The sequence below is a fragment of the Novosphingobium sp. DS6-6 genome, assembly GCF_057784975.1.
Window position 1 is genome coordinate 21,070 of sequence record NZ_JBYNTS010000018.1, and the last position, 16,903, is coordinate 37,972.

General features: G+C 60.0%; 16 protein-coding genes. 6 read left to right on the forward strand and 10 right to left on the reverse strand.

The window, feature by feature from the left end; genetic code table 11:
* Positions 1 to 5: 5 nt before the first annotated feature.
* Entirely contained in the window at positions 6 to 449 is a 444-nt protein-coding gene (locus AC3EDY_RS15350; RefSeq protein WP_488573372.1) for a DUF2141 domain-containing protein, read from the forward strand.
* On the opposite strand, the gene AC3EDY_RS15355 is transcribed toward AC3EDY_RS15350, so the two are convergent.
* The 4 genes from AC3EDY_RS15355 to AC3EDY_RS15370 form a co-directional block, all read right to left on the reverse strand.
* On the reverse strand, positions 446 to 1,198 hold the full coding sequence (locus tag AC3EDY_RS15355; protein WP_488573373.1) for an IclR family transcriptional regulator domain-containing protein: 753 nt from the start codon (positions 1,196 to 1,198) through the stop codon (positions 446 to 448). The genes AC3EDY_RS15350 and AC3EDY_RS15355 overlap by 4 nt on opposite strands.
* A 53-nt stretch (positions 1,199 to 1,251) precedes the next feature.
* Positions 1,252 to 2,712 carry a carotenoid oxygenase family protein gene (locus AC3EDY_RS15360; RefSeq protein ID WP_488573374.1) on the reverse strand — a complete coding sequence of 487 codons (1,461 nt, stop codon included), beginning with the start codon at positions 2,710 to 2,712 and terminating at the stop codon, positions 1,252 to 1,254.
* Positions 2,713 to 2,763: 51 nt separating this feature from the next.
* On the reverse strand, positions 2,764 to 3,117 hold the full coding sequence (locus AC3EDY_RS15365; RefSeq protein ID WP_488573375.1) for a RidA family protein: 354 nt from the start codon (positions 3,115 to 3,117) through the stop codon (positions 2,764 to 2,766).
* Between the two features lie 128 nt (positions 3,118 to 3,245).
* The gene (locus AC3EDY_RS15370; RefSeq protein WP_488573376.1) at positions 3,246 to 3,602 is read right to left on the reverse strand and encodes a RidA family protein; all 357 of its coding nucleotides are present in this window, start codon (positions 3,600 to 3,602) and stop codon (positions 3,246 to 3,248) included.
* Between the two features lie 15 nt (positions 3,603 to 3,617).
* On the opposite strand from AC3EDY_RS15370, the gene AC3EDY_RS15375 reads away from it, so the two are divergent.
* Together AC3EDY_RS15375 and AC3EDY_RS15380 are read left to right on the forward strand one after the other, a co-directional pair.
* Positions 3,618 to 4,916 carry a mandelate racemase/muconate lactonizing enzyme family protein gene (locus tag AC3EDY_RS15375; RefSeq protein ID WP_488573377.1) on the forward strand — a complete coding sequence of 433 codons (1,299 nt, stop codon included), beginning with the start codon at positions 3,618 to 3,620 and terminating at the stop codon, positions 4,914 to 4,916.
* A 12-nt stretch (positions 4,917 to 4,928) separates the two neighbouring features.
* Positions 4,929 to 6,047: a M24 family metallopeptidase gene (locus AC3EDY_RS15380; RefSeq protein WP_488573378.1), complete on the forward strand. Its 1,119-nt coding sequence runs from the start codon at positions 4,929 to 4,931 to the stop codon at positions 6,045 to 6,047.
* Here the strand turns inward: AC3EDY_RS15380 and AC3EDY_RS15385 are convergent.
* Genes AC3EDY_RS15385 through AC3EDY_RS15400 form a run of 4 tightly spaced genes read right to left on the reverse strand, consistent with a single transcriptional unit; the run spans position 5,997 to position 9,036 of the window.
* Positions 5,997 to 6,641, reverse strand: a complete 645-nt coding sequence (locus AC3EDY_RS15385; protein ID WP_488573379.1) for a CofC family guanylyltransferase — start codon at positions 6,639 to 6,641, stop codon at positions 5,997 to 5,999. The genes AC3EDY_RS15380 and AC3EDY_RS15385 overlap by 51 nt on opposite strands.
* Positions 6,634 to 7,584 carry a 2-phospho-L-lactate transferase gene (cofD, locus tag AC3EDY_RS15390; protein WP_488573380.1) on the reverse strand — a complete coding sequence of 317 codons (951 nt, stop codon included), beginning with the start codon at positions 7,582 to 7,584 and terminating at the stop codon, positions 6,634 to 6,636. Before cofD ends, AC3EDY_RS15385 begins: the two co-directional genes overlap by 8 nt.
* Positions 7,581 to 8,387 (reverse strand): coenzyme F420-0:L-glutamate ligase, encoded by an 807-nt coding sequence (gene cofE / locus AC3EDY_RS15395; protein WP_488573381.1) that lies wholly within the window; start codon positions 8,385 to 8,387, stop codon positions 7,581 to 7,583. The genes cofD and cofE overlap by 4 nt, the downstream gene beginning before the upstream one ends.
* On the reverse strand, positions 8,377 to 9,036 hold the full coding sequence (locus tag AC3EDY_RS15400) for an NADPH-dependent F420 reductase (protein WP_488573382.1): 660 nt from the start codon (positions 9,034 to 9,036) through the stop codon (positions 8,377 to 8,379). Before AC3EDY_RS15400 ends, cofE begins: the two co-directional genes overlap by 11 nt.
* A gap of 182 nt (positions 9,037 to 9,218) precedes the next feature.
* Here AC3EDY_RS15400 and AC3EDY_RS15405 point away from each other — a divergent pair, with 182 nt between their 5' ends.
* On the forward strand, positions 9,219 to 10,916 hold the full coding sequence (locus tag AC3EDY_RS15405) for a GMC family oxidoreductase (RefSeq protein WP_488573383.1): 1,698 nt from the start codon (positions 9,219 to 9,221) through the stop codon (positions 10,914 to 10,916).
* Between the two features lie 7 nt (positions 10,917 to 10,923).
* On the opposite strand, the gene AC3EDY_RS15410 is transcribed toward AC3EDY_RS15405, so the two are convergent.
* Positions 10,924 to 13,020 carry an acetate--CoA ligase family protein gene (locus AC3EDY_RS15410; protein WP_488573384.1) on the reverse strand — a complete coding sequence of 699 codons (2,097 nt, stop codon included), beginning with the start codon at positions 13,018 to 13,020 and terminating at the stop codon, positions 10,924 to 10,926.
* Between the two features lie 209 nt (positions 13,021 to 13,229).
* On the opposite strand from AC3EDY_RS15410, the gene AC3EDY_RS15415 reads away from it, so the two are divergent.
* Both AC3EDY_RS15415 and AC3EDY_RS15420 read left to right on the forward strand, forming a co-directional pair.
* On the forward strand, positions 13,230 to 14,657 hold the full coding sequence (locus AC3EDY_RS15415; RefSeq protein ID WP_488573385.1) for an aldehyde dehydrogenase family protein: 1,428 nt from the start codon (positions 13,230 to 13,232) through the stop codon (positions 14,655 to 14,657).
* Positions 14,658 to 14,738: 81 nt separating this feature from the next.
* Positions 14,739 to 16,367, forward strand: a complete 1,629-nt coding sequence (locus tag AC3EDY_RS15420) for a long-chain-fatty-acid--CoA ligase (RefSeq protein WP_488573386.1) — start codon at positions 14,739 to 14,741, stop codon at positions 16,365 to 16,367.
* A 127-nt stretch (positions 16,368 to 16,494) separates the two neighbouring features.
* Here the strand turns inward: AC3EDY_RS15420 and AC3EDY_RS15425 are convergent.
* On the reverse strand, positions 16,495 to 16,903 hold a 409-nt coding region (locus AC3EDY_RS15425), incomplete at its 5' end, for a transposase (RefSeq protein WP_488573387.1).

Consider the following 16,903-nt stretch of genomic DNA (forward strand, 5'->3'; position numbering starts at 1 on the left):
ATTTCATGACAGCCAGATCATTCGCGATCACCTGCATCGGCATCATGTTCGCTGCACAGCCGGTCGCTGCACAGAGTACGTCGTCGATCCGCGTTACTGTTTCCGGTCTGCGTTCTTCCGAGGGAGAGGTGCGGTGCGCCTTGTTCCGATCGCCTCAGGGTTTTCCCCGCAAGCCGGAGCAAGCCGCTGTCCGCGTGGTTGCGCAGATCAAGAACGGCACAGCACAATGCGAATTCCAGGGTGTTGCCAGCGGACCCGCCGCGATCTCCGTGATTCATGACAAGAACGCCAACCAGAAGCTGGACTTCAAGCTCGGATTCATTCCCGCTGAAGGCGTGGGCTGGAGCAACAATCCGAAGGTGTCGTTCGCTCCGCCAAGTTTTGAGGCTGCTCGGTTCGTAGTCGGCGCACAGCCCATCGCGATGACGGTCAATCTGCTCTACCGCTAGTTCGTACCGCGCATACCCAACTCGATTGTCGCCGCGGCTTCCTGCATGCGAGCCAGGAATTTCGCGGCGACAGCCTCCATCCGCATCGCGCGCCTCAGAAAGACAATGTTAAGCGCCGCGATAGCGTGGCCGTTCACGCAGATCGGCACGGCCAACGAGGCCATTTTTTCCTGAACTTCGCCGATGCTGATCGCATATCCGCGCGCGCGCGTGTCTTCGACCATGCGGTTGAACATGATGCGCAGATCCGGCGCGTTGAGCGATATGCCCCGGTCGATCAGAATATCCGCAAGCATTTCTTCGCGTTGCGTCGGTTCGGAAAACGCGAGCTGCGCGCGGCCGGCCGCTGATTCGAGCACCGGCCAGCGCGATCCGATCGGTGACGCACCAAAACACAGCGGGCTCAGTCGGGAAGTGGTTTCGAGCACGACCATCGATGCCCCCTGCAATGTCAGCAGGTCGGTCGGCCACTCTATCGTCTTTACCAAAGCAGCCATAACGGGCGTGGCTGCGGCCACCAGATTGGCGTTCTTCCCAAAGCCCGCGCTCAGAAAGTGAACGCCGCTGGCAATACGGTATAGGCCGCTCGACACGCTCTTCGTGACATAGCCTTCGGCAAGCATCGTTTCGAGCGCGCGATAGACCGTCGTGCGGTTGTAGCCCGTTTCGCCGCTGATCTGCAGAACGGTTTTCCCCAGACCGTCGTTGAGCGAGCGCAGAATCGTGAGGCCTCGCACGAGCGCATCCACTTGCCGATATGGCGAGTGGATGGGCTCCCTTTCCGGGTTTGCGGAATTTGACCTCAGCGTGCCTGCCATGTGCCGTGAAAACTGATCGGAGAGTGGTGCGGAAGCCGGACCATGGCAACAGGCCCAGCTGCCACACGCTCGGCATCGAAAACGGCGACCGAGCTTGTCATTGTCTCGCCAGACAAAACCAGCGCAAGCAGCCAACCGGGTTCGCTCGCGGGCCCGGGAACCCGATCCCGATCGGCAGCGAAGATCGGCTCACCCACGACATGGCCTTCACCAAAATCGAAGCGATCGACATGGCCGGTTTCGAAATCGATCCGCGCGAGCCCGGTATGAAACACTTCGCCCACCGCAGCGCTGGATGCATATCCATAGCGGTAAGGATGGGAAGAATGCGCTTGGTTGACCATACCAAACTCGAAATTGCCCTCAGCGACCACTTCTTCTTTCACCGCCTTGCGGGCGACGTCAATGATGTAACGGCGGGCAATGCCTGGGGCTCCAGCCTCGCCGGCACGGCCTTCGGTCGCGGCGCGCAGGTGAGGATCATTGCCAATGAAGTGATGAGGGTCGTCGTAGCCCACGAAGTCGGCAATGATCTCACCGTTCCGTTCATATGAATTGAACGAATGCCACATGAATCTGCTATCGACGTCGATCACCGCAGCGGGGTCGGACCCATTCTTGTCGAGGATCAGCAGCTTGCCCCCAACCTCGGGCCGCCATTGCATGCTGTCAATGATGCTGGACTGGCCTGCCAGGACTTCGTTCATGCCGAGCTGCAAGGGCTGGAACAGCATGATGCCATAGCGTTCGGTCGCGAAGTAATCGTGCATGAACGAGTTGGCGGGGGTCGGCGCGGTAGTGTAGCTTTTTACATGACCATCTTGGCCGATCACATACATTACGACCGGTTCCGGCATTCCGAATTCGTTGCCAAAAACGACAAGGTCGCCCGTTTTGCCGTCAAGTTTGGTATGAGCGCGTGTGGTGGCGGGCTTATCGGCAGGCGCAAGGCGCACTTCCCCAAGCGTCTCGAGCGTGAATTCGTCAAGTTGTGAGGGATCAGCGCGCTCATCGAATGCAAGCAGCTTGCCGTGATGATGATAAACCGTGATACCCGCCTGACTACGGTAGCTGTAGGGACCGTTGCGTTCGGGGCCGCCGGGCGCAAGCGTTGACCAGGTTGGATGCAGCCATTGATCGGCCGCCGCTTCGTCCTTCAATTTCTGTGTAACAACGAGCCGACTGTGGGCGGAAACCTTGCCATCCTCGAAATGGAATGCCTGGACGAAGCCATCTCCGTCGAGAACATTGCGCTTGCGGACGCCGCCCCGTTCAAACACGCCGGGGCCGTTGCGATAGAGCGAACCCCGCAATCCCTTCGGCAGATCTCCTTCGATCACGCAGTCGAACGAACCTTCCAGACCATTGGTGTTCAGCAGGCGCCAGAATGGCTTGTATGCCGACGGACCCATCACCACGGTTTCAGTCAAATCTGCTTTTGCCATGCTCAGCCCTTACCTGCTTGAATTGCCATTCCCGTCACCATTGCCTGCGGCTCATCCCGCGGAAATGAACGCCGTCGCCATGATGGCGACCCGCGCATCGGGATCTGCGAGACCGGCCTGAATGCAAGCGCGGGCGGGCGGCGTTGACCCGACCCACGCCGACCACACGGGATTGATCGCCGGCCTGTCGTTCATGTCCTTGAGCCAGACGATCGCTTGCACAAGGTCACTGCGAGCTGCTCCGGCCAATTCAAGGCAACGGTCGATCTTCGCTAGTACTTGTCCGATCTGGTGCGTTGTGTCGCGCGAAGTATCGTCGGGGATCTGCGCAGCTATGTAAACGTGCGCGCCAGCGCGAACGACATGCGAAAGGTGGTCATTCGTGTTGTACCGTTCGATCGCCATTGCGATGCCTGGCCTTTCTAGGGCTAATCACGTTAGCCTTGTGTGACAAGGAATGGCAGCGAATTACTGGAACCAATCAGTCCGCCGCCTTGTGTTCACCGTGGGAACAAGCCGTCAGCCGGGCCAGGTCAGCCGGCAGGCTTGGCCGCAACCGCCATGATCTCCACCAGCATGCGCGGGTCAGCCAGCTCCGCCTGAACGCAGGCACGGCTCGGAGGCTTGCCTTCGACCCAGGCGTTCCATATCCGGTTGAGGCGGTCACGTTGCGTGATATCCTTTAACCAGATCATCGCGAAGACAATCCCTTCGCGGCTGCTGCCGCCCTGTTTCAAGCGCATATCCAATTTGGCGAGCGTTTCGACGCACTGCGCATCTATGTCACCGGAAAGATCGTCGGCGACCTGTCCTGACACGAACACAAATCCTGCCGCTTCGACAACCGCGCTAAGGTGCCCGGCGCTGTCACGTCTGACGATTTCAAACATCTGGCGTTCTCCTTGATGCTGAACACCTATTGGTCATCCGGCTCGTTGCTGGCGTTTGGGAAAACATGTTCGCGGCCCGAACATCGCAAGGACATGCCGCTGCGGCCCTGGCTGTCGCGCGTAACCGAGCCTGCGAGAATAGAACCGGGGAACGTGATGACTAAAATCGCGGCACTTACCGTAATCAATGTGCGCCTTCCAAGAAGGCGGGTGCACAAATGGACCGGCCTTTCAGGCGATATCGGAACGTTTGTTCTGGTCAGGATGGTCGGTGAGAACGGGCTGATCGGATGGGGCGAAGCGCCGGTTATCAAAGACTGGGGCGGCGATTATGCGCGCTATTTCGGCGAGGCGCCCTCGACCGCCCGTCTTGTGATCGAGCAGTTCCTCGCGCCGGCGGTAACGGGTCTTGATGTTCTGCAAATGGGCGCGCTCCATGTAGCGATGAACGCGGCAATCAAGGGTTATCCCTATGCCAAGGCCGCGATAGACATGGCTGCCCATGATCTTGCCGGGCGCTCGCTTGGCGTTCCCGTGCATGCGTTGCTTGGCGGACGCGTTCGCGACCGGATCGCGATCACGCATTCCATTGGTCTTATGGACATCGATGAGGCCGTTGTGGAGTGTCGGAAAGTAGCGAGCGAAGGTGGCCGTACTATCAAGATCAAGATAGGCGTCGAGCCTGAGCGCGACGTAGAAATTGTCCATCGCATCCGCGAGGCGGTCGGCCCGGATGTCGCGCTGTGCGTCGATGCGAACTGTGGCTATGCGACTGTTGGCCTGGCCGTTCAGACAATACGGCGCATGGAGCCCTGCCGGCTGCTGTATGTCGAACAACCATGTGAGGGGCTGGACAAGATCGCGGCCGTCGGTCGTTCGATCGACGCGCCGGTGATGGCGGACGAAAGTGCATGGACGCCCCGCGATGCGTTCGATGTTGGCAGGGCAGGTGGAATTGACATCGTCTCGATCTACACGACGAAGCCTGGCGGTCTGTATCGTGCGAAGCAGGTCGCAATCGTCGCGGAAGCGGCCGGCTTGATCTGCAACGTCAATGGCAGCGTGGAAACCGGGATCGGCAATCTTGCCAATCTGCACCTGGCGGCGGCGTGTCCTTCCATTACCCTGTCGTGCGTCCTTCCGGTGTCTCGGCCGGCAGAGCACTACAGCGGCGAAACAGTAGGCGTCTATTACACCGACGACCTGATCGACAGCCCATTTGAATGGTCGAACGGTCAGGTCAAAGTGCCTACGAACCCAGGTCTTGGTATTTCGGTCGATGAGACCAAAGTTGCGCAGTTTACAGTCGATTAGGAGGAGCTGGCAGTGCAGCAGAATTTTATTGAACGGAGCTGCGCGGCAATGGCTGTGCGCGATCTGGATGCCATTATTGCGATCTCGCCCGAAAATTTCGGCAGTGTGACAGGCTTTCAGGTGCCGACACAGGCACTTATGCGCTGGCGCCACGCAGCTGTAGTCGTCACCCGTGATGGCCGTTCTTCTCTGTTTTGCGTCGATATGGAACAGACGACTGTGCGCAAGTTGGCGCCTGATGTTCCGCTGACGGTCTGGGGAGAGTTCACCGACGACGCGATGCAGGTTCTGGCGACGTTGCTGACCGATACGGGCCTTGACCATAGCGCGATCGGCATCGAGCTGGATTATCTGCCTGCTCGCGACCTGCAGCGTCTTCAGACTTATCTTCCCAACGCCAGGATCGTGGATTTTGCCGGTGATTTCGATAGGCTGCGTCAGATCAAGGAAGCAGACGCAATCGAGCGGGTCGGCCGCGCGTCGTGGATTGCCGACGAGGCCATCCGGCTCGCCTTTGCAGCCGTACGCGCCGGTGACAGCGAAATGGACCTGGCAGGGCATCTGACCGCCAATGTTTATCGGCTTGGTGCCGATGAATTGAAGCTCATGATCGTCGCCACGGGCGAACGCAGTGTCTTCCCCAATGTCGGTCCGTCCGACCGCATTCTCGTCGACGGCGACGTCTGCCGTGTGGAATTGTTCACCAAATTCGGCGGCTATCTCGCCGGCGTTTGCCGTACCGCTGTCGTGGGAACGGCTTCGCAAGATGCGGAGCGTGTCTATGCCAAGCTTGTTGAATGCAAGCATTGGCTGCTAGGTGCGATCAAGCCGGGTGCCAGCTCGCGCGAGATCTACAACATCTTCAAGGCAAAGCTCGATGAGCTCGGCTTGCCGCCGATCGGTTTCGTCGGGCACGGCATCGGGCTTCATCTCCACGAGGAACCCTATGTCGGGCCTTATGGCGACATCGCCTTGGAAGAGGGCATGGTGCTGGGGATCGAACCCCTGGTCTACGAAACCGGCTTCGGCTTCGGCATGCAGTTGAAGGATATCGTCGTGGTGACGGCGACGGGCTGCCGCCTACTGTCTGACGCTACCAACACGGATGCGCTCAGCCGTATCGCAATCTAGCCGGGCCAAATCGTCGGGGCCATCGAGATCGAACGCCAGGCCGGGCAAGTCAACGCTCACTGCGCCGAACGGGCGCAGTTGGGCGCTGTGCCTGGAGAAACTCCCTTTGCCGAACGCCGCCTGGAACTTCACCGATGGCGGCAAAAGCAGCAGGTTTGTTCCGCATTTGCGCTCATCGGCGGCGACGACCGGCAACGATTGCTCGGCGCTCATCGCGATCGCCGCTTGGAAATCGGCCGATACGGCGCGCGCGAGGTCGCATGGCACGATAAGGCTGGTTGCACCCAATCGGTTTCCCACAAACGCGACAGCCCGATCGACGGAGGCGTTCAACGTCGCTTCCGCACCATTTTCGGCAGCCGGAGCGTCGTGGAGAAAGCGCGCACCACAGGCGCGACCGATCGCGATTGCGGTGTCATCGCTGCTCAAGACGATGCAACCAGCAACTTCGGGCAACGCCCCCAGGGTTATCAAGGTGTTGCGGAGCAAACTCGCGTTGAGCGCGCTGCGCATCGAAGGTGGCAAGAACGGCGCAAGGCGGCTTTTGCCGGTTTTGATCGAGCGAACCGGTACGATGGCCCAGATCTTAGGCAACGGCGTTTTGCATCAGCGATCGGGCAAAAGCGACGGTCTTGCCCGCGAGTGCGGCGCGGGCGGCGGGATCCTGCATGAGCGTGTCGGTGACGAGGACCTCGACACCCGTTGCGCTGATCGCCGGCGCATCCGCTGCGTCGGATTCGTCGATCACGATCCCGTCGATGATTCCCTCGTAATGCGCCGCAATTCCAGCATTCGAGGGCTGGATGCCGCGCTCCGACATCATTTTGGCTAGCGGCCCCTTGACGGCTTTGCCCCCAATGATCGGCGATACGACAACGGCGGGAACGTGCCGGGCGGCAAAGGCTTTGCGCACGCCGCGCAGGGCCAAGATCGGATCGATGCTGACAAGGGGATTGGAAGGACCGATCACGATGCCCTCAAGCACGTCTGCATGCAGCCAGTCCAGCCAAGGACCGGTCTCGGCTTCCGCCACGCCGGCAAACCACAGGCTCTCGAGCACGGGTTCACAGCGCCGACGCACAAAATAGTCTTGAAATGAAAGCGCTTCGCCATCGGCCTTGATCATCGTCCGGACCGGATGGTTGGTCATCGGCGCAACGGTCGCCGTGATTCCCATGCGTTTCGACAACGATGCGATCACCTCATGGAGCGGAACACCCAGGGCAAGTTGGCGGTGCCTTTCGAGATGCATCGCCAGATCGGCATCGCCGAGCTTGAACCACGTCGGGCCGCCCAGCACACCCAGCGCTTCCATCATCCGCCAGGTTTCGTCGCGACGACCCCAGCCGAGTTCAGGATTCTCGATGCCTGCAAGCGTATACATGACGGTGTCGAGGTCGGGGCAAATCGGCAGGCCGAGATGTTCGAAATCATCCCCGGTGTTGACCACGATTCGAATATCCGCATCCGGCAGCGCACCGACCAGACCTTGCGCGAACCGCGCGCCGCCCACGCCACCTGACAGGCAGAGGATCATATCCGGTTCGCCGGCTGATTACGGAACATATCCTCACCTCGGGGCCGTTGAATATCGCGTGCGCTGCTTTCGCTGTCTTGCCAGACCAAGCCACGTATGACCACCACCGGTATTCGCTCCGCAGCCTGCCCCATGACAAGCGAAGCGGCGGCTGCCAGTTCATCCGCAACTGCGGAGACACTGCTTTCGAGCTTTCGGCCGAATATGTCCGGCCGCCCGCGATGGTCTGCCAGAACGGCAAGGCCAGCGGCCCCGATAGCGGTGCCCACCGTCCCCTGACGCCAGGCGCGGCCGATGCTGTCTATCACGAGAACGGCCAGGCGACGGCCTGACAACGCTGTCAGCTCGGTGCGTATGGAACGCGCAGACGCGTCAGGATCTGCTGGCAGCAGCAGGATATGATCGGGATCGGCAAACGCGTTCGATTGGTCGACCCCGGCATTGGCCAGGACCAGGCCGCGCACGTCTTCCACGATCAGCACGTTCTGGCGATGCGCAACAACCTCGCGCGTTTCGCCGAGCACGATCTGGACAAGACGTGCATCCTTGCCGGTCGCCTCCGCAACGGCCTTGGCCCGGTCATCGGGGGTGGCCGTGGAAAGCCGGGCCCTCGCGCCTTCGGAACGGGAGATGATCTTCTGCGTGATGACGACAACGTCACCATCTTGCAGACCGCCACATTCGACTGCGCAAGAGTCTGCGATCAGGGGCGCAATCGCGCACCCAAGGTCGATCATCGGCAATGTCGAAATAGGGATGATCGATACGGTCGTCTGAGCGGTGGAGAGACCATCAGCCCGCATGGTCGGTGTTGCTCGACAAACCGGTGATGCGAACGCCCGCGCTGGGCACCCGGTAGCGCCGGTTGATCCAGATCAGCACCGATGTCAGCGCTTCTGCTGCGGCGGCGTTGCAAAGCGGTCCACCTTCGACCGTGTCAATCCCGGCGGCCTTGATTATGGCGACGGCTTCGGCACGAACCGCGTCATCATCGCTAAAGACGAGCGAATCGCAATCGACCGCTGCCAGCGGATTTCGCAGCTTTTCGGCCGAGACGTTATGAAGCGCGGCTGCCAGGCGGATGCCCGGAAACTGGGTCGCAGTCTCTATGGCGCTCGACCCCGCAGCCGGCATTTGCACCCGCATAACTTTGGGCGGGACGAGCGGCACGGTTATATCGATCACCAGTTTGTCACCTAGCAGAGGCGCGATATCCACAAGGACGTCACGCTTGGCGGTGTAGGGCACGGACAGGACGACGGTTCGCGCCCGCGATACAGCCTCACGGAATGTTTCGACCGGGCAATCAAGCCCATCTTCGCCAACCAGTTGAGACCGAGCACGCTCCGGTTCGCGCGATCCGATAACCACGGACGTATCCCGCGCGAGCCATCGGCGAACGAGGCCTCGACCTTCTTTTCCGGATCCTCCGAGGACGGCTATATCAAACAAGGCTGAACTCCTTTGTTCGATCGATACGATCCAGTCGCACCATATTTTGCGCGAAGCGCCACACTGTTCGCTGTCTGAACATGCTGGCGGGCAAGCTTAATTGCCGCACTCGTACCCCTACGCGGGAAATCCTGCACATGCGACTTTAACCTTTCCAAGGCTGAAAAACTCGAGAGGCTCACTTGCCCGAAAACGATTTTATAATTGTCGGTGGTGGAGCCGCAGGCTGTGTTCTGGCCAACAGGTTGACGGAGAGGCAAAGCGCGCGGGTTCTGCTGATCGAGGCTGGGATGGATACCCGTGAAGGTGCAACGCCCGCCGATATTCTTCATGGCTACCCGACATCAGCTTTCAATCCGGCCTACCAATGGCCGGACTTTCTCGTCGAAGTTCCGCCTCCGTCGGACCAGCATGCAGGGCGTGCCAAGCGCAAGCATTATGATCAGGGCCGCGTATTGGGGGGTGGCTCCAGCATCAACGCGCTCGCGGCCAATCGCGGTGCACCGGGAGACTATGACGAATGGGCCGCCAACGGCGCGGTAGGCTGGTCATGGAACGATGTACTGCCATATTTTCGGAAGCTGGAGCGCGACTTATGCCCAGGCGATATGGTTCATGGACGCGAGGGGCCGATCGATATCCATCGGCTGGATCGAGCACGCTGGACTGAGTTCACAACCGCAATCGCAGCAGCGGTCGAAGACCAAGGATTCGAGTTTCGTCCGGATCAGAACGATGGCCAGTTTGTCGATGCCTTCTTTCCAGCAACGCTCAATTTGCGCAATGGCCAGCGCGTTTCAGCAGCACGTGGCTATCTGACGGATACCGTGCGGGCCCGGTCAGGGTTGATGATCATGCCGCATACGCGCGTCTTGCGCCTCGTGTTCGAAGGACGACAATGCGTCGGGGTTGAAGTCGATCGCAGGGGTAAGATTGAAATCCTGCGTGCGCGCAGGGTCATTCTTGCCGCGGGCGCGCTGATGAGCCCGACACTGTTGATGCGCTCGGGCATCGGCGAAGGCGAGCATCTCTCCGCGATGGGTGTTCCGGTCTTGGCTGACAGACCAGGCGTTGGGCGCAACTTGCAGGACCACCCCGGGATCCCGGTTTTCACGCTGCTTTCGCCGCATGCGCGCCTGCCGCGCGCGATGACCCAGCATCTGCAAATGTCGCTGCGTTATTCATCGGGGCTGCCGCAGACCGAACGCGGAGATATGTATCTTACCGTCGGTTGCCGAACCGGTTGGCATGATATCGGATGGCGGATCGGCATGATCTTCGGATGGGTGAACAAGGCCTATTCTATCGGCAGTGTGCGGCTCGGGTCTGGCGGATATACCGAATATCCGGATGTTCGTTTCAATCTGCTGTCCGATGCGCGTGATCTGGAACGGCTGATGCGGTCGCTTCGTTTTGCGATCGAGTTGCTGGCACATTCGAAAGTCAGTGCGCTCAGTTCGAACATTTTCAGCATGCAATACAATGGCCTGGCACGACGTCTAAGCAAGCCATCGGCATCAAACGCATGGGTGACCGGGCTGGCTGGCCGTTTGCTCGACGGTCCCGCGTTCGTCCGGCGGGCCGCGGTACAGAAGCTGCTTGCCAATGGTGTCGATATTCAAGCGATTGTGCGCGATGACAGTGCTCTCAAGGCATTTCTGCATGCCAACGCGATCGGTATCAAGCATGCATCGGGAACCTGCCGGATGGGGAACGCCGATGATCCGATGTCGGTCACCGACGAAAACGGGCGGGTCTACGGGGTCGATAATCTTCATGTTGTCGATGCATCGTTGATGCCGACCCTGCCACGCGCAAACACCAATTTGCCAACAATGATGATTGCCGAAAAAATCGCAGACCAACTGCGATCGCTTTGAACCGGTTTCAGGTCTTGCCCTGTTCGGCGACCACGACGCGCACGTCGACCGCGCGGGCACCTTGCCCTTCGGCCAGCACGATCAACGGATTGATCTCTATATCGGTAAGCCGATTGCGATTCCGCAGAAACACATCTCCGACAGCGACCATGATGTCGGCCACAGCGTTCACGTCTCGAGCGGCGCGTCCGCGGAATGCGTCGAGCAGACGGCGTGTCTTCAACTCGTCCAACATCGCAAGCGCCGTGTCGCGCCCGATGGGCAGCAAGCGTACCGACACGTCGCCGATAACTTCGACCGTGGTACCCCCAAGGCCGGCAACGATGATGGGTCCAAACTGAGGATCAGTTCTTGCACCAATGATCAATTCGGCACCGGAAACCATTTCCTGCACCAGGAAACCCTCGGGATCGCCGGTTCCCCCATTGGCGCTGCGCAGCCCTTGAGCCATGGCATCACAAGCCGAAATTACGTCGACTGCGCTCTTCAGCCCAAGTGCCACACCGCCGAGCTCGGTCTTATGCAGTACGTTTTCGGAATGAAGCTTGACAGCCACCGGAAAACCTATTTCCGCCGCCGCCATTGCCGCCTCGGTAGCGTTGGCAACACGGCGCTCTACCGGCATTGTAACGCCGGTCGCGGCAAGCAATTCCTTGATGTCTGCATCATGCGCATCAATCGGCTCGGTTGGCAATTCCGGCAAGGGGCCCGACCGGGCCGCCGCATAATCGGCTAGTGCGCGCACCGCGCGCAGCGCATCGGGAATGCGCTGAAGGAACACCGTCCCCGAAGCGGCCTGCGCACGAAGTCCGGCCTCGCTTACGTTGGACGATGTGCGGTCATAGGCCAGCACCGGTTTCTCGGTCGAGGCAACGACGGCACTGACTGCGGGCGGCTCGACCACATCATTTTCAGGCAAACGCCCTTGCATGAGCAGAACGTCTGTTGCCGGGTCTGCCGCAAGCGCGATGCACAGCTTGACGTAGTCTTCCTGCCTTACGGCGAGACCTGGCCCCGTATCGACCGGATTGTATGGCGCGATACCTGGATCGATCAAAGCTTCGGTAGTTGCTAGTGTCTCTGTACCAAGACCCGCGAACTGGACGCCGATAGCGTCTCCGTGATCGAGGAAGAGGCTGCGTGACGCGCCGGAAAAGCCCACCACTGTAACCCCCCGCCCCTTTGGGATCCGGCCTTGCTGGAAGCAGAGCGCGGTCTCGATCAGGTCATCGAGACTGTCGCAACGCACGACGCCATAGGACCGGCAGAACGCGTCAAAGACCTTGTCGTCGCCCGAGATTGCGCCGATGTGGCTTGCGGCAGATGCCCGAGACGCTTCGGTCCGGCCCGTTTTCAGGACGATCAACGGCTTGTTTGCCGCCAATGCGCGCGCCGCGGCGGCCATGAATGCCTTTGGCCGCGTAACGCCTTCAATGAGGCAGACGATTTGCGACGTGTCCGGATCGTCGACCATGAAATTGATGAAATCGGCCATGTCCAGGTCGAGCTCGTTGCCGCTTGACACGGCATAGCTGAACCCGAGTCCGCGCGCAGCGGCTTGCAGCAGCCAGTATCGAAACAGCCCGCCACTCTGGAAGACGACGCCCACTCCGCCGGACTGCAGCCGTCGCAGATCCGTGGACGGATAAAGAAACAGGTTCTCGCGAAGCGATATCGCGCCAAGACAATTCGGCCCGACGACGCGCAGTCCGCGTGAAACGAGACCTTTCAGCTCACGTGCCCGCGCTGCACCTTCGGCGTCTTGTCCTTCGCCAAACCGTGCGGCCATGACGATAGCGGACTTCAACCCACATGCCAGTCCCTCTTCCAATGTGGGTACGATTGCGGGCGCGGGCACGAGTGCAAGGGCCAGATCAACCGGCTCGGGAATATCGGCCAGCGAGCGAAATACCGGTTGCCCCCAAAGCGTGCTGCGCCGCGGATTTATGAGATGAACCCTCGCTGGAAAGCCGCAAGCACGCAGATTCTCAAAGATGCGAGCCGAAAAACCTTCGCCCCCACTTTCGGAAGCACCGATGATTGCAACGTTTTGCGGTCGAAATACCGTGCTGCAAGCGTCGGTCGCGCCATCGACGGAAGTCATTGTTCGCCTCTTCGGGTCTCAAGGGATGGTCCCCTCGACTAACCGCCGCGCGATCTGCCTCTCGGGCAATCGTCCGCGTGTTCGGGCTGAGAACAGCTTCAGTCCGACTGGAAGCGGGCGATTGCGTTTCTGGTACGAGCGGGCAGGTTTGGAGATCACCAATGTCGTTAGATGAAATTGCTCGCGAAGTTCATTATTCGCCGGTTCACATGACTTTGCTGATCGATGGCGATCTGATCGGATCCGATCGGCGTATCGAGGTCAGAAATCCATCGCGACCACACGAAGTCGTAGGCACGATCGTCGCCGCCACGCGAATGCATGCGATCTCGGCGGTGAATGCAGCGCATAACGCCAGCAAAACGTGGGGCAGAAAGACAGCGGTTGAGCGTGCCGAGCTGCTGGCGCGCGGGCTCAATGATGTCGAGCGCGCCGTTGAAAATCTGGCCCCTCTGTTTGTGAGGGAAAACGGCAAGATCCTTTCGGCCGCAAAGTCGGAATTTGCCTCTGCAATCGCGCGTGAGCGCAGGACTCTGGCGCTGGCAGAGCAAATTGACTCGCCAATTAGCGGAGAAGGGCCGCGCGGTCGTTATCTGATGGTGCGTCGACCATTTGGCGTGGTGGTGTCGATCATTCCTTGGAATGGCCCGATCGTACTGGGGTTCACGCAGATCTTCGCTGCGTTGCTCGCTGGGAATGCTGTGGTCGTCAAACCTGCAAGTTCCTGTCCCCTTGCGCTAATGTCTGCCTTGGAACTGATCGCCGCGCACTTGCCGGCGGGCGTCTTGAACGTAGTCACTGGCCAGCGTGACGAAGTCGGTGATAGTCTCACGAGCCATCCGCTCGTTGGCAAAGTCGCGTTCACCGGCAGCACCGAAGCGGGTCGAGAAATCATGACTGCCGCCTCTGCAACTATCAAGCATCTCACCCTGGAGTTGGGAGGCAACGATCCTGCCATCGTTCTTGACGACGCCGCGCTTTCAGCACCGATGGTGGAGCGCCTGGTCAACGCGTCGTTCCGCAATGCCGGACAAGTGTGCATGGCCATTAAGCGGATTTACGTTCATCGCCCGCTTGCGAACAGGTTTTCGCAAATGTTCGTCGAATGCGCGCAGAAACTGAGGATCGGTGACGGCCTTGATCCCAGTGCCGATATTGGGCCTGTCCACAGTGCCGGCTCCAAAGCGCGGGTCGCCCAGATTCTCGACGATGCCGCGGCACGGGGGGCCATTGTCCTGCCGGTAGGTGTGATGCTGAACTCGGTTCAGGCCGATGGCTATTTTGTTCGGCCGACAGTGGTTTCGGACATCGACGATGAAGCCTTGATCGTTCGCGAAGAGCAGTTCGCGCCCATCATCCCCATTTTAGCGTTTGACAGCGAAGACGAGGTCGTTGAGCGAGCCAACGCGTCAATCTACGGACTCGGTGCGTCAGTATGGAGCGGCAGCGCCGATCATGCCATGCATATTGCCACACAGCTTGAAGCCGGCACAGTATGGGTTAACGCGCACGGCAGTGAGTGGTTGATTCCAGGAATACCTTATGGTGGTATCAAGCAAAGTGGTATTGGTCGCAAATCAGGGATGACCGGTGCGCTAGATTACTCCGAACTGCAGACCATCACGATATTTGACTAATATTAAAAATTTCCACATAGTTAATTAAATTAATTAAAATAAATTGCAGAATAGTTTGGGATAATGCAAAGGGCACACGACATGCTTGGTCTGATGCAGGATTGGCCGCTGACGGTCGACAAGATCCTCACTCATGCTGCCCGCGTTCATGGATCGCGCGAAGTGGTCACTCGCCGCACGGACGGCGTCATCGCGCGGACGAACTATACCCGCATCCATGATCGCGCCCGCCGCCTATCAGTCGCGCTAAGGCGGCTCGGCATCAGACCGGGCGACAGAGTCGCCACGTTGGCCTGGAACAGCGAGCGGCACATGGAATGCTGGTATGGCACGATGGGCATCGGCGCAATCCTGCATACGCTCAACCCGCGGCTCCACCCAGATCAGATTGCCTGGATCGCTGGAGATGGAGGTGGTCGTGTGCTGATCCTCGACACGACCTTCGTTCCACTCGTCGAATCGCTCCGCGACCGGCTCTGCTTCGAACACTACGTGATCATTGTTGAGCCAGAGATGATGCCGGCGAACGCGCTCGCAGCGCTGTGCTACGAGAGCTTGCTCGTGACGGGCACCAGTGAGGTGTCTTGGGGTGGTTTCGACGAGAACACCGCCTGCGGGCTCTGCTATACTTCAGGAACGACCGGCAACCCCAAGGGTGTCCTCTACTCGCATCGTTCCAACGTTCTGCACGCCATGCTGGTCATGGCCAAAGGCGGTCTTGGCATAGGACCGGACGACGTGGTCCTGCCGATTGTCCCGATGTTCCACGCTAATGCTTGGGGAATTGCCTTTGCTGCGCCTGCGGCAGGCGCGAAGCTGGTCATGCCCGGCGGTCAGCTGGATGGGGCCTCGGTCTATGAGCTGCTGGAGCGCGAGCAAGTAACATTCGCCGCCGCCGTGCCGACAGTATGGCTTGGCCTGCTCGACCACCTGCGTTCGCATCGCCTGGCCCTACCGCACCTGCAGCGCGTGGTCATCGGCGGGTCAGCGCTGCCCGAGGCCATACTGCGCGCTTTCCATGAGGAGTTCGGCATCGAAGTGATTCATGGCTGGGGCATGACCGAAACCTCTCCTCTAGGCAGCATCGGTGGCGTGCCGGCAGCCCTGGCTACAGCTGACGTGGAGACGCAGCTCGCCTACCGGCTGAAGCAGGGACGACCGCCGTTCGGCGTCGAGTTGAAGCTCATCGACGACGAGGCCCTTGAACTGCCGTGGGATGGCGTCACGCCCGGTCGCCTGCTGGTGCGCGGCTTGGCGATTGCCGGGGGATATTACAACGGCGCCGGGGGCACGGTGCTTGATGAGCACGGATTCTTTGACACGGGCGACGTGGCGAGGATCGATCCTCACGGCTCGATGCAGATTACCGACCGGGCTAAGGACGTCATCAAGTCCGGCGGGGAATGGATCAGTTCGATCGAGCTCGAGAACACCGCGCTCCTGCATCCCGATGTCGCCAATGCTGCCGCGATCGGGATCAAGCACCCGAAGTGGGATGAGCGCCCGGTGCTGGTGGTCCAACCCCGGCCCGGTGCGACAGTGGACGAGAGCGAGCTGCGTGACCTGCTCGCCCGCCGGGTCGCCAAGTGGTGGATGCCCGACGCCTGCCTGGTGATCGAGGCGATCCCGCTCGGTCCTACTGGTAAGATCGACAAAGTCGCGCTGCGCCAGATGGCGGGCGAGTTGCTTCAGCCCGAGGCCCCGCGATAACGTTACTTGGTGTTGCCGATTAGATTCTGGCTATGCCTGTAAACGCCGGCGTTGCCGATCTAATGGATTGATTCCAAAGCTTGGTGCCACGGCGAACTGTGGCAATGATCTCGTCCGGGTCGCCTGCCTAGGTTTCGTGGACAAAGGGTATCCAGTGTAGGACGGCGACGAGATTGACGAAGCCGAGGTGTGACTCTTGGGTTTTGTCGTAGCGGGTAGCAATTCGGCGCCAGTTCTTGAGTTTGTTGAACAGGCGCTCGACGAGATTGCGCCAACGGTATTTCTCGCGGTCGTGTGGCACCGGGTTGCTTCGGTTGCTCTTTGCGGGAATGACGGCTTCGATTTCGGCTGCAGCCAGTTCCTCCCGGATGGCATCGGCGTCATAGCCCTTATCCGCGAGGAGGGCCTCTATTCTGGTATCCGTCCGGTGAGGGCCGCGGGGTGATGCCGACCGGCGCGTAGGTTTGGTTACGCGGCGATGGCTGCGGTGCGCGGCGCCCAATTCCACGGCAGGAGCTCGTCGAGCGTTGTGGCCG

Excerpts from the sequence above, each read along its gene's own strand:
- AC3EDY_RS15375 (WP_488573377.1), top strand. The coding sequence starts at position 3,618 with ATGCTGAACACCTATTGGTCATCCGGCTCGTTGCTGGCGTTTGGGAAA.
- AC3EDY_RS15370 (WP_488573376.1), bottom strand. The coding sequence starts at position 3,602 with ATGTTTGAAATCGTCAGACGTGACAGCGCCGGGCACCTTAGCGCGGTT.
- AC3EDY_RS15360 (WP_488573374.1), bottom strand. The coding sequence starts at position 2,712 with ATGGCAAAAGCAGATTTGACTGAAACCGTGGTGATGGGTCCGTCGGCA.
- cofD (WP_488573380.1), bottom strand. The coding sequence starts at position 7,584 with ATGATCCTCTGCCTGTCAGGTGGCGTGGGCGGCGCGCGGTTCGCGCAA.
- AC3EDY_RS15365 (WP_488573375.1), bottom strand. The coding sequence starts at position 3,117 with ATGGCGATCGAACGGTACAACACGAATGACCACCTTTCGCATGTCGTT.
- AC3EDY_RS15415 (WP_488573385.1), top strand. The coding sequence starts at position 13,230 with ATGACTTTGCTGATCGATGGCGATCTGATCGGATCCGATCGGCGTATC.
- cofE (WP_488573381.1), bottom strand. The coding sequence starts at position 8,387 with ATGCGGGCTGATGGTCTCTCCACCGCTCAGACGACCGTATCGATCATC.
- AC3EDY_RS15410 (WP_488573384.1), bottom strand. The coding sequence starts at position 13,020 with ATGACTTCCGTCGATGGCGCGACCGACGCTTGCAGCACGGTATTTCGA.
- AC3EDY_RS15350 (WP_488573372.1), top strand. The coding sequence starts at position 6 with ATGACAGCCAGATCATTCGCGATCACCTGCATCGGCATCATGTTCGCT.
- AC3EDY_RS15420 (WP_488573386.1), top strand. The coding sequence starts at position 14,739 with ATGCTTGGTCTGATGCAGGATTGGCCGCTGACGGTCGACAAGATCCTC.